This window comes from Aeromonas sp. FDAARGOS 1414, from assembly GCF_019047065.1.
GTDB classification, from domain to species: domain Bacteria; phylum Pseudomonadota; class Gammaproteobacteria; order Enterobacterales; family Aeromonadaceae; genus Aeromonas; species Aeromonas veronii_A.
Map to the genome: position 1 here is coordinate 3,673,809 of NZ_CP077210.1, position 11,747 is coordinate 3,685,555.

8 protein-coding genes and 1 pseudogene are annotated in these 11,747 nt (G+C 59.8%); 6 read left to right on the plus strand and 3 right to left on the minus strand.

Translation table 11 applies throughout. The features are described 5' to 3' along the window. Positions 1-9 precede the first annotated feature (9 nt). The 3 genes from rsmG to mioC all read right to left on the minus strand — a co-directional run bounded on the left by rsmG (position 10) and on the right by mioC (position 3,493). On the minus strand, positions 10-636 hold the full coding sequence (gene rsmG, locus I6L44_RS16635; protein ID WP_216952496.1) for a 16S rRNA (guanine(527)-N(7))-methyltransferase RsmG: 627 nt from the start codon (positions 634-636) through the stop codon (positions 10-12). A gap of 8 nt (positions 637-644) precedes the next feature. Next, the gene (gene mnmG / locus I6L44_RS16640) at positions 645-2,534 is read right to left on the minus strand and encodes a tRNA uridine-5-carboxymethylaminomethyl(34) synthesis enzyme MnmG (RefSeq protein ID WP_058056584.1); all 1,890 of its coding nucleotides are present in this window, start codon (positions 2,532-2,534) and stop codon (positions 645-647) included. Between the two features lie 509 nt (positions 2,535-3,043). Then, entirely contained in the window at positions 3,044-3,493 is a 450-nt protein-coding gene (gene mioC / locus I6L44_RS16645) for an FMN-binding protein MioC (RefSeq protein WP_033138545.1), read from the minus strand. A gap of 396 nt (positions 3,494-3,889) precedes the next feature. Between mioC and I6L44_RS16650 the strand changes: the two genes are divergently transcribed. From I6L44_RS16650 to I6L44_RS16675, 6 genes and pseudogenes are all read left to right on the plus strand, one after another. Further along, positions 3,890-5,986 (plus strand): TonB-dependent siderophore receptor, encoded by a 2,097-nt coding sequence (locus I6L44_RS16650; protein WP_216952498.1) that lies wholly within the window; start codon positions 3,890-3,892, stop codon positions 5,984-5,986. Positions 5,987-6,065: 79 nt separating this feature from the next. Then, positions 6,066-7,712 carry a multidrug ABC transporter permease/ATP-binding protein gene (locus I6L44_RS16655; RefSeq protein WP_216952500.1) on the plus strand — a complete coding sequence of 549 codons (1,647 nt, stop codon included), beginning with the start codon at positions 6,066-6,068 and terminating at the stop codon, positions 7,710-7,712. A gap of 46 nt (positions 7,713-7,758) precedes the next feature. Continuing rightward, positions 7,759-8,523 carry an ATP-binding cassette domain-containing protein gene (locus I6L44_RS16660; protein WP_216952502.1) on the plus strand — a complete coding sequence of 255 codons (765 nt, stop codon included), beginning with the start codon at positions 7,759-7,761 and terminating at the stop codon, positions 8,521-8,523. Positions 8,524-8,557: 34 nt separating this feature from the next. Continuing rightward, positions 8,558-9,445, plus strand: a complete 888-nt coding sequence (locus I6L44_RS16665; protein ID WP_216954475.1) for an ABC transporter substrate-binding protein — start codon at positions 8,558-8,560, stop codon at positions 9,443-9,445. Next, a complete protein-coding gene (gene fhuB, locus I6L44_RS16670; protein WP_216952503.1) occupies positions 9,442-11,424 on the plus strand; it encodes a Fe(3+)-hydroxamate ABC transporter permease FhuB in 1,983 nt (660 codons plus the stop codon). Before I6L44_RS16665 ends, fhuB begins: the two co-directional genes overlap by 4 nt. 15 nt (positions 11,425-11,439) lie before the next feature. Continuing rightward, positions 11,440-11,682: pseudogene (locus I6L44_RS16675) on the plus strand (IS3 family transposase); the annotation flags it as partial. Between the last annotated feature and the right edge of the window lie 65 nt (positions 11,683-11,747).

Sequence of the window (11,747 nt, forward strand, 5' to 3'; positions counted from 1 at the left end):
ACTGCGACCCTATTCGGGCTGGATATGTTTGAATTCCAGCAGATGACGTTCGCCTTCCAGCTCCGGCACCCGCAGCTCATGACAGGCTACCAGACGGATATTGGCAGGCAACTGGGCCAGCTCCTCTGCGGGATATTGTCCCTTGAGCGCGAGGAAGCTGCCCTGTTCTGACGGCAGGTGGTGACACCAGCTCAGCATGTCCTCTAGCGAAGCGAACGCTCTGCTGAGTACACCATCAAACCCGACTTCGGGTTGATACTCTTCCACCCGGGATTTGATCGGCGTCACATTGGTCAACCCCAGCTCCAGAATGACCTGGCGGATGAAGTTGATCCGTTTGCCCAGACTGTCTAGCAGAACGAACTGCTTGTCCGGATTGATGATCGCCAGCGGCAATCCCGGCAGGCCGGGACCGGTCCCCACGTCGATGAAGCGCTCACCGTGCAAGTGGGGGCTTACCACCAGGCTATCGAGGATATGCTTGACCAGCATGGCGTCCGGATCTCGCACCGAGGTGAGATTGTAAGCCTTGTTCCACTTGTGCAGCAACTCGACCAACTGCACCAGTTGGCTCTTTTGGGTATCGGTGATAACAATTTCGGCCTGCTTGAGCAGGCCGTTCAATCTTTCCAACATGGGATTCCTCAGGCGGTTTTACGCAGCAGGCCGTGTTTTTTCAGGTGAACCAGCAGGATGGAGATGGCCGCCGGGGTGATGCCGGAGATGCGGGAAGCCTGACCAATGGTCTGCGGCTTGGCATCGTTCAGCTTGGCTTTCACCTCGTTGGAGAGGCCGTTCACCTCGCGATAGTCCAGATCCAGCGGCAGCAAGGTGTTCTCGTTGCGCAGCTGCTTTTCCACTTCATCGTGCTGACGCTCGATGTAACCGGCGTACTTGATCTGGATCTCAACCTGTTCGGCCGCGGCAGGATCGGTCACGGAGGGGCCAACCCCTTCGATGGCCATCAGCGCATCATAGGTCACCTCTGGGCGACGCAACAGCTCTTCCAGACTCTGCTCGCGGGTCAGCGGGGTATTGACCAGAGCGTTGACTGCCTCCAGTGACGGATGTTGCGGGTGGATCCAGGTTGAACGCATGCGCTGACGCTCCAGCTCGACCTGTTCCATCTTGGCGTTGAATTTGCTCCAGCGCTCGTCATCCACCAGACCCAGTTCGCGACCGATGGCAGTCAGGCGGATATCGGCGTTGTCTTCCCGCAGCAGCAGGCGATATTCGGCGCGGCTGGTGAACATGCGGTAAGGCTCGCGGGTCCCCAGGGTGGAGAGATCATCCATCATCACACCCATGTAGGCCTGATCCCGACGCGGGTTCCAGGGATCCTTGTCCTGGGCACGCAAGGCCGCGTTCAGACCGGCCATCAGGCCTTGTGCCGCCGCCTCTTCGTAACCGGTCGTCCCGTTGATCTGGCCAGCGAAGAACAGGTTTGGAATGCACTTGCTCTCCATGTTGGCCTTAAGATCCCGCGGATCGAAGAAATCATATTCGATGGCATAGCCGGGGCGAGTGATGTGGGCGTTCTCGAAGCCGCGCACGGAACGGACGATCTGCACCTGCACGTCAAACGGCAGGCTGGTGGATATCCCGTTCGGATAGAGTTCGTGGGTGGTCAGGCCTTCCGGCTCGACGAAGATCTGGTGCGCCGTCTTGTCGGCGAAACGGGTGATCTTGTCTTCGATCGATGGGCAGTAGCGCGGGCCGATCCCCTCGATCACCCCGGCGTACATGGGGCTGCGATCCAGGTTATTGCGGATCACTTCGTGGGTACGCTCGTTGGTGTGGGTGACGTAGCAGGGCACCTGACGGGGATGCTGGCTGGCATCGCCGATAAACGAGAAGACAGGACGAGGATCGTCGCCGTGCTGTTCCTGCATGACGGAGAAATCGACGCTGCGGGCATCGATGCGCGGCGGGGTGCCAGTCTTGAGACGATCGATGCGCAGTGGCAGTTCACGCAGGCGCTGGGCGAGGGCGATCGACGGAGGATCCCCGGCACGGCCGCCCTTGTAGTTTTCCATCCCTATGTGGATCAACCCGTTCAGGAAGGTACCGACCGTCAGCACCACAGTCTTGCCGCTGATGCGGATCCCGCTCTGGGTGACCACACCGGCAACACGATCCCCGTCCATGATCAGATCGTCACAGGCCTGCTGGAAGATCTTCAGGTTCGGGTAGTTCTCCAGCATCTGGCGAACGACGGCCTTGTAGAGCAGGCGATCCGCCTGGGCACGAGTGGCTCGCACTGCCGGTCCCTTGGAGGAGTTGAGGGTGCGGAACTGGATCCCGCCAAGATCGATGGCACGCGCCATGATCCCGCCGAGTGCGTCAACTTCCCTGACCAGGTGTCCCTTGCCGATCCCGCCGATCGCCGGATTACAGGACATGTGTCCCAGCGTATCGATATTGTGGGTCAGCAACAGGGTGTTCATGCCCATACGGGCTGCCGCTGTTGCTGCTTCGGTTCCGGCATGACCGCCACCGACGACGATCACATCAAATTGTTCATGGTATTGCATTGGGATCACCTTGATCTGCACGCCTGAAGATCTTTATTTGCCTGGGCTAAAGGGCGGAACATTCTATCTGTTTCGCGTCCTGAGGGGAACGTCTACTTAACGTTCAGTATGAAGGGAGGATCCACTAATTAGATCTTAAGGATCTTTAGATCGATCTTTTACTGGATCTCTTATTAGGATCCGCCCTTTCTGTTGATAAGCACTTTTTGATCATAAAGATCATTAATTTAAGGACGATCCTAGCTTGTGGAAAAGCTTGGATCCTGGCCCGGTGAACGAGGGGATAACCAGGACTTTTATACACAGAGGTCTGTCGGTCTGGATCTAATACATGGATAACTATAGGTTTTGCAGAGCTTTACACCGTAGTTATGCACATTACCCCTGGGCGTTGTGGGTAACCTTGTAGAACAACTCCCCCGGATCAATCTGTTAATAACATGGTGGATAGTCGATCTGGGGATAAGTGGGGGAGATCAAGCTTTTTTTCAGGATCTCCCGTACGCTGATCAGGCGATCATCGTCATCCAGTCGCGGATCCACACTTCTGCGGCATCTTCGGGGATCTCGTGTTGGGTCACATCGATGTCGAGCCGCTCGCCGATCCGGCTGGCACCGCACTCGGCCAGCAGCCGATCCAGCGTCTTGCCACCCTGGCAAAAGGTGTCATAACTGCTGTCACCAAGGGCGATCACGCCATATTTCAATGAATTAAGATCCGGATGCTGCTCGGCAAGATCCTTGGCGAAGGGTTGCAGGTTGTCGGGCACATCCCCGGCACCATGGGTGGAAGTGACCACCAGCAGGATGGATCCCGCATCATCCAGCACCTCTGCCAGCTTGGCCGGGTTGTGGATCCGGGTCTGGTGGCCAGCCTGTTCCAGCAGGTTGGCGACGTGGTCTGCGACATATTCGGCGGCGCCCAGCATGGAGCCGACGACGAGATTGAGTTTGGCCATGGAATGGATCCTGATTTCAGACAAAGAAACGGAAAGCCGGATTCTACCGCCAAAGGGTGTGGATAAATATGGATAAAGCTTGGGGGTAATGGATCCAGTCAGATAATGCCACCGGATCCATCCTGCCGATCTTTTTTCTGCTTCTTTATATTCCTCTCCATTTTCTTCTCCGCTCATAGCTCTCCTGATGGCTCCCATCTCCCGCGGAATCCTGCCAACGATGCAGTCAGATAACAATGTAGATGCAAATGATTAGCAATTATTGAATCGATTCGATCACGGCTCCTGTAGTAGGATTGCGCTGCTTTATTCGCCCATGGAACAGGGTGATGTCGTGACAAACGACCACAAATAACAATTAAAACAACATAAATCATTGATAAACGAGACTTTAATATGATTGCGCAAAAATACACTACAGGACCCGGCAAGAAGGGCGCCTTCGGCGTGCTTTCGCTCTCCGGTTTGCTCGTCTCCCTGCCGCTGATGGCCGAACAAACCACCGCTGAGCTGCCCAAAGCCAGCGAAACCATGGTGGTGACTGGTACGGCCATGAAGGTGGAAGTGCCGATGGCCGAGACCCCTCGCGCCGTCTCCGTGGTTAATCGTGAGGAGCTGGATCAGCACGCCGTGTTGCAGCTGGATGAAGCGATTCGCTACCGTTCCGGCGTATTGACCGGTCTCTATGGTTCCGACAACAACACCGACTGGTTCAAGGTGCGTGGCTTCGATGCCGCCTCTTATCTGGATGGCAACCGGTTGTTTGGCACCGGCTACTACGTCTGGACGCCGGAACCGTTCGGTCTGGAGAGTGTGGAAGTGCTGAAAGGGCCAGCCTCGATCCTTTACGGTGAGGCGCCTCCGGGCGGGGTGATCAATGCCATCAGCAAGCGGCCGACCGCCACGTCGCAAGGGCAGGTGGATCTGCAGCTTGGCAGCCGGGATCATCGTCAGGTCGGGGTGGACGTCTCTGACGCGCTCTCCGACGACAGCCGCTACCGCATGGTTGCTCTTTATAAAGAGCGTGATGGTGTGCTTACCGGTACTTACAACGATCGGGTTTATCTGGCGCCCAGCGTCACCTTCGATCTTTCGGATCGTACCAGCCTGACCCTGCTGGCCAGTTTCCTGCATGACGAAGGGGTCCCGACCAACGGCTTCTTCCCTGTCTATGGCACTCTGAATTCGTCAGGTGGCCAGATTGATCCCTCCACCAACCTGAGCCAGCCGGATTACGATCGCAACCGCAATACCCAGATCTCCACCGGTTATGAGTTGGCCCACCAGCTCAACCAGACCTGGGAGTTCAAGCAGAACGTCCGCTTCAACTACAACGATCTGCTGCTGCGCCAGACCTATATCTTCCCGACCTATGAAGGCACAACCGCCAGTCGTGGCCTGGTTTACCGCGATGGCAATACCAAGAGTGCCACCATGGACAACCAGATGGTGGGCTACTGGAACACCGACAGCACCGAGCAGACCTTGTTGCTGGGGGTTGATCTGCAGCGTCATGTCAATGAAGGGGTCGAGGCCGACAACTACGGTATGGGCACCATCAATACCATGAACCCGGATTACAGCGGCTTCCCTGGTTTTGATGAGTCGACCGCCACTCACCAGAAGAGCAGCAAGGGCCAGAGCGGTCTCTATGCCCAGCACCAGATCCGCTGGGACGATCGCTGGTTGCTGACTGCCGGTGGCCGTTTTGACTATGTGGAGACCCACAATACCAATACCAGCAAGGACGAGCGCCAGTACGATCACGAGCTATCCCTCTCGGGCAGCCTGATGTATCTGGCCGACAACGGCCTCTCTCCCTACTTTGCCTATGCCGAGTCGTTCGAGGTGCTGCCGGGGATCGATCCCAACACCAAGAGTTCCTACAAGCCGCTCAAGGGCAAGCTCTACGAGACCGGCGTGAAGTATGCGCCTGCCTTCCTCGACGGTTACATCAATATGGCGCTGTTCGATCTGGCCCAGACCAACTCGCTGGTCTCTACCGGTTCCGGCCAGCAGACCCAGGCGGGTGAAGTGACCTCTCAGGGGATTGAGCTGGAAGGGAGCTTGCAGGTGACAGGTGCGCTGCGTCTGACCGCTGCTTATACCTACACAGATGCCAAAACCAACGACACCGGCAGTGGCGATCGCCGTGCCAGCCTGATCCCGCGCCACCAGGCCTCCTTCTGGGGTAACTACAAGGTGCAGCAAGGGGTGGCTTCGGGTCTGGAGCTGGGTACCGGTGTACGTTATATCGGTTCCAGCGTGGGTATTGGCGCCGTGAATGCGGACTACACCCCCATCTACGGCTCTGCCGAGGTGCCGGCCCATACCGTCTGGGATGCGATGATCGGGTATGACTTTGCCAAGAACTGGCGTGCCCAGCTCAACGTCAACAACCTGCTGGGTGAAACCTACGTGGCCAGTTGTGACTACTACTGCTACTACGGCGAGCCGCGCAGCGTAGTGGGCAGCATCAACTACCGCTGGTAATCGAAGTCGGGCGGGAACCGGATTCCCGCCCTTCTTTTCACCCGCAGTTGTTCTGATCTCTCTGGAATACCGGTCCGTTATGGAACTCTTGTCTCTGGTTTATCGTCAATATCGTTGGCCCTTTATCGCCATTACCCTGCTCAGTCTGCTCAGTGCAGTCAGCGGGATTGGCGTCATTGCTTTTATCAATCAGTCTCTTATCGAATCTATAGGTGATCCGCTGCCGATCCTCGGTCAGCTGGTCGGCCTGATTGTGTTGCTGCTGGTAATCACACTCGGATCTCAGCTGGCCCTGACCACTCTCGGTCACCATTTTGTCTACCGGTTGCGCGGCCGTCTGCTCAAGCAACTGCTGGATACCGATGTCGCCCGCATCCGCCAGATTGGTCAGGGGCCGCTGCTGGCCTCCCTCTCCAGCGATATCGGCCAAATCACCATCGCCTTCGTGCGCCTGCCGGAGCTGGTGCAGGGGCTGGTGCTCACGCTGGGTTCTGCCCTTTACCTTGGCTGGCTCTCTCCTGCATTACTCGGGGTGACCGCGCTCTGGGTCACGATTACCATGGTGGTGGGCTGGTTGCTGGTGAACCGTGTTTATCGCCATCTCTCCCACATGCGTCAGGCCGAAGATCGGCTCTATCAGAACTATCAGGCCATCATCGCCGGCAGCAAGGAGCTGGCGCTCAACCGCGAGCGGGCTCACTTCGTTTACCACCAGCTCTATGAACAAAATGCCCGTGACTACCGCCAGCAGATCATCCGCTCCGACACCTATCACCTGAGCGCGGTGAACTGGTCGAATATCATGATGCTGGGGGCCATCGGTCTGGTCTTCTTTCTGGCCAACGGCCTTGGCTGGGCCAACACCAATGTGGCCGCCACCTTTGCGCTGACCCTGCTGTTCCTGCGCACCCCGCTGTTGCAGGGGATTGGCGCCCTGCCGACCCTGCTTGCCGCTCAGGTGGCGTTCGACAAGATCGCCGCCCTCAATCTGGCCGAGCCGGATGCGGACTTCCCGCTGCCGCCCGCCATCCGCCCCTGGCAGCGTATCGAGCTGGAGCAGGTGAGCTTTCACTATCAGGGGGAGGGCGGTTTTGCCGTTGGCCCCATCGATCTGGTCATCGAAAAGGGGGAGCAGATCTTCATCATTGGCGGCAATGGCTCCGGCAAGTCGACGCTGGCCATGCTGCTGACCGGCCTTTACCAGCCGGTATCGGGCCGGATCCTGCTGGATGGTGAGCCGATCACCGATCGCAACGGCTATCTGGCGCTCTTCTCCGCCATCTTCACCGACTATCACCTGTTCCAGCACCTGCTGGGGCCGGAACCCAAGGATGAGCTGGTGGCCGAGTGGCTGGAGCGGTTGCAGATGGGCAGCAAGCTCACCATCGAGGATGGATTTATCGCCGATATCGATCTCTCCCAAGGGCAGCGCAAGCGGGTCGCCCTGCTGCTGGCGCTGGCCGAGCAGCGCGAGGTGATGCTGTTTGATGAGTGGGCCGCGGATCAGGATCCCCAGTTCCGCCGCATCTTCTATCAGGTGCTGTTGCCGCGCCTCAAGGAGATGGGCAAGACGGTGATTGCCATCAGTCACGATGATCACTATTTCCCGCTGGCCGATCGCCTGCTGGAGATGCGGCAGGGAAAACTCACTGAGCTGACCGGGGCGCGCCGTGCCGCAGTGAGCCGCGATGCGATCGCCCATCTGGATTGCGAGGTGCCGGCTTGATACCGGCACCGATGAGACTGGCGGCAAGCCAGCACAGGAATTGCTTATGTTCGAGATGAAATCAGCCAGCTTCACGGTCAATGACCGCACGCTGCTGCACCCCACCGACCTGTGTTTCGAGCAGGGACAGGTCTATGGCCTCATCGGCCACAATGGTTCGGGTAAATCGACCCTGCTCAAGCTGCTGGCACGCCAGCAACCCCTCAGCGACGGCGAGATCCTGTTTGATGGCAAGCCGCTACCCGACTGGGGTAACCGGGAGTTTGCCCGTCAGGTGGCCTATCTGCCCCAGCATCTGCCGAGCGCCGAGAATCTGCTCGGGCGGGAGCTGGTGGAGATGGGCCGCTATCCCTGGCGCGGCCTGCTGGGCCGGATGGGGGTGGAGGATCACCGTCAGGTCGATCGGGCCATCGCCCTTACCCATACCGAACGCTTTGCCGATCGGCTGGTTGATACCCTCTCCGGCGGCGAGCGGGGTAGGGTCTGGCTGGCGATGCTGCTGGCCCAGGAGAGCCGCTTCATCCTGCTGGACGAGCCGCTGGCCGCGCTGGATGTGGCCCACCAGGTGGAGGTGCTGACGCTCGTCAAGCAGTTGAGCCGTCAGCTAAACCTCGGGGTCATCATTGTCATTCACGACATCAATATGGCCTCCCGCTTCTGTGATCGGCTGGTGGCGCTCCACTCCGGCCGCCTGCTTACCCACGGTGAACCGGAGGGGCTCATGACCAGCGAGACCCTACACGCCATCTATGGCATTCCGATGGAGGTCATTCGCCACCCGGCTCATGCTCATCCCATCGCCATCGTTTGACCGGGGGGCTCTCTTGAACCGTTTATTGAAGAAGATGGCACCCTGCCTTATCAGCCTGCTGCTGCTGCCACTAGCGGCACAGGCCGACACATCCCCGATCGCCTCTGCACCGCTACCCCGTATCGCTACTGTCGACTGGACCATTGCCGAAACCTTGCTGGCGCTCGGGGTGACGCCGCTGGCGGTGGGGGATGCAGGCCCCTATCAGGCATGGGTCGGCGAGCCACGGTTACCCGCCGGGGTGGTAGATATCGGCCTGCGCACCCAGCCCAACCGCGAGCTGCTGGCGGAGCTCAAACCCGATCGCATCCTCATCTCGCCGCTGGCAGCTCCGCTGGCGCCAACTCTTTCCCGCATTGCACCGGTGAGCACCATCGCCCTCTATGATGGGCAAACCGATCTATGGCAGCGGCTGCACGAGGTGACCCTGACCCTCGCCCGTATAGTGGGCAAAACCGCCGAGGGCGAACGGCTGCTGGCCGGGCTGGATCGGGATCTCGCCAGTATGCAGGCCAGATTGCCTGCGGATTTGCCACCCCTGCTGGTGGTGCAGTTTATCGATGAGCGCCATGTGCGGGTGTTTGGTCGCCACAGCCTGTTCGATGCGGTGATGACGCGCCTCGGGCTGCGTAATGGCTGGCAGGAGCAGACCAATGACTGGGGTTTCTCGGTGGTCAGCATCGAGCAGTTCATGACCTTGCCAACCGCGCGGCTGGTGGTGGTCGATCCCATTCCGGTCGGGGTGAGTGAACGGCTGCAGGAGCCTGGGCTGTGGCAGCATCTGCCGCTGGTACGCCAAGCCCCCGTGCTGCATCTGCCTGCGGTCTGGAGTTTTGGTGGCGTATTGGCCGCCCGCCGTTTCGCCGGTCTGCTCTGCGATGCATTGCTGCAAGATGCCGAACGTATGGAGGCGAGCCGATGAAGCGACTGCTCACATCGCCGCTGCTGCGGCCGGTTTCGATCCTGCTGGGGTTGACCCTCTTGCTCGCGTATTGGGAGCTGGCTCGCCAGCTGCCCGGTGCGCTCTGGTGGCAGAGCCTGTTCGCCCCCAATCTGGATGACGTCAGCCAAGCGGTGGTGCATTTCAGCTGGCTGCCCCGCTTGGCTGTCACCCTGCTGGCTGGAGCTGCACTCGGGCTGGCAGGCACCCTGATGCAGCAGGTGCTGCGCAATCCGCTCGCGTCACCGACCACCTTGGGGGTGGCCTCCGGCGCCCAACTGGCGCTGATGATGGTGACCCTGTTTGCCCCCTCCTGGTTGCTGCTGGGGCGGGAGTGGATCGCCATGGCCGGTGGCAGCCTCGCGATGGCGCTGGTGTTTGCCCTGGCCTGGCGTCGTCAGCTCAATCCGGTGGTTATCGTCTTTGCCGGGCTGGTGATCAACCTCTATCTGGCGGCCATCAGCATGGGGCTCTTGCTGTTCTTTCAGGAGGAGCTGAAAGGTTTGTTGGTGTGGGGCAGTGGCTCGCTAGTGCAGAACAGCTGGAGCGGGGTGAGTTACCTGTTGCCCCGCCTGCTGGCAGCCGCTGCGCTGGCCGCTGTGCTGATACGCCCGCTTGCGGTGCTGGAGTTGGATGATGCCAGCGCCCGTAGTCTGGGGGTCTCCCTGCAGCATCTGCGTTTTGCAGGACTCGGGCTGGCGGTATTTGTCACCGCTTGCGTGGTGAGCGTGGTCGGGCTGATCGGCTTTATCGGGCTGGCCGCCCCCGCCATGGTGCGGCTGCTCGGGATCCGTCAGCTTGGCCAACGGCTATTGTGGACACCGATCCTCGGCGCCCTGCTGCTGGCGGCGACCGATCTGCTGCTGCAGAGTCTGAGCCGCTTCTGGCCACTCTTGATCCCCACTGGCGCCATGACAGCCATGCTGGGCGCGCCGCTGCTGCTCTGGCTGATCCCGCGCCTTGGCATCAAGTCGGGTACGCCAAAGGCAAACGCCGGCCTGCTGGTGGCCCGCCATCCGGCACCGGCTCGCCTTATTGGCCTGTTGTTGGTCGGGCTGTTGCTGGCCATGGTCGCCTCCCTGCTGTTTGGGCAGGGAATGACGGGCTGGAGCTGGCCAAGCTGGCTCCGCTGGCAGGCTCAACTGGAGTGGCGGTTGCCGCGCACTCTGGCGGCGGGAGCTGCTGGCGTGTTGCTGGCGCTGGCGGGCACCCTGTTGCAGCGGGTCAGCCACAACCCGATGGCGAGCCCGGAGCTGCTGGGGGTGAGCGGCGGCACCTTTATGGGGGTGATAGCGACGGCGTTGTTGCTGCCTGCATTGCCCCTGCCGCTGATGCTGTCCGGTGGCCTGCTCGGTGCCTTCGGCTGCCTGTTGCTGCTGGTGGTGGTTAATCGCAAGCACGGCTTCCAGCCGGAGCGGATCCTGCTTTCAGGTATTGCCATCACGGCACTGTTTGAGCCGCTGCAGGCCATCGCGCTGGCCAATGGTGACCTGCGGGTGCAGCAACTGCTCTCCTGGATGTCCGGCTCCACCTACTACGTCACCCTGCCGGTGGCCTATGGGCTAGTGGGGCTGGCGCTGTTGATGCTGGCCGCCTGTCTGCTTGTCAGCCGCTGGCTCGATCTGCTGCCGATGGGGAGTGCTGTAGCGACCGCACTCGGCATTCGCCTCAACCGTGCCCAGTTTGCCATCCTGCTGCTGGTGGCCGTGCTCACCGCCAGTGCCACCCTGGTGGTGGGGCCGCTCTCCTTCGTCGGTCTGTTGGCGCCACATATGGCCAAGCTGATGGGTCTGGTGCGGGCTCGCTGGCACCTGCTTGGGGCCGCCGCTTCCGGTGCCCTGTTGATGGTGTCGGCTGACTGGGTCGGCCAGCAGATCCTCTTCCCGCAGGAGGTGCCGGTCGGGCTGGTCTCCACCCTGTTAGGGGGCGCTTACTTCATGTGGTGCCTGCGCCGCCTTTAGGTTTGTGGATTGGCTATCGTGTAGTCGGATCAGGGTTGCCAATATGGCAGTAACGATAGGCAGTGTTTTTTGGGGCCAATAACTTGGCCCCCAATATGAGCCGACGTGGCAACTGTTGGGATCATGCTGTCTCTGAATCGTTCTTCAGTTCGCTGAAAAAAAGATCGCATCATAAAAAGGATCAACAAAACCCACGATCTGGCCCGCGCCGAAATCTTCGATTGCATTGAAGCGTTCTACTACAGAGTGCGACGCTAGAGCCACCTTGGATGCGCGTCACACCAGAGGTCTTCGAATAAGTCTCGTCGTGAGAACAGAATATG

Coding starts and splice junctions, on each gene's coding strand:
- rsmG (WP_216952496.1), bottom strand. CDS start 636: ATGTTGGAAAGATTGAACGGCCTGCTCAAGCAGGCCGAAATTGTTATC.
- mnmG (WP_058056584.1), bottom strand. CDS start 2,534: ATGCAATACCATGAACAATTTGATGTGATCGTCGTCGGTGGCGGTCAT.
- mioC (WP_033138545.1), bottom strand. CDS start 3,493: ATGGCCAAACTCAATCTCGTCGTCGGCTCCATGCTGGGCGCCGCCGAA.
- I6L44_RS16650 (WP_216952498.1), top strand. CDS start 3,890: ATGATTGCGCAAAAATACACTACAGGACCCGGCAAGAAGGGCGCCTTC.
- I6L44_RS16655 (WP_216952500.1), top strand. CDS start 6,066: ATGGAACTCTTGTCTCTGGTTTATCGTCAATATCGTTGGCCCTTTATC.
- I6L44_RS16660 (WP_216952502.1), top strand. CDS start 7,759: ATGTTCGAGATGAAATCAGCCAGCTTCACGGTCAATGACCGCACGCTG.
- I6L44_RS16665 (WP_216954475.1), top strand. CDS start 8,558: ATGGCACCCTGCCTTATCAGCCTGCTGCTGCTGCCACTAGCGGCACAG.
- fhuB (WP_216952503.1), top strand. CDS start 9,442: ATGAAGCGACTGCTCACATCGCCGCTGCTGCGGCCGGTTTCGATCCTG.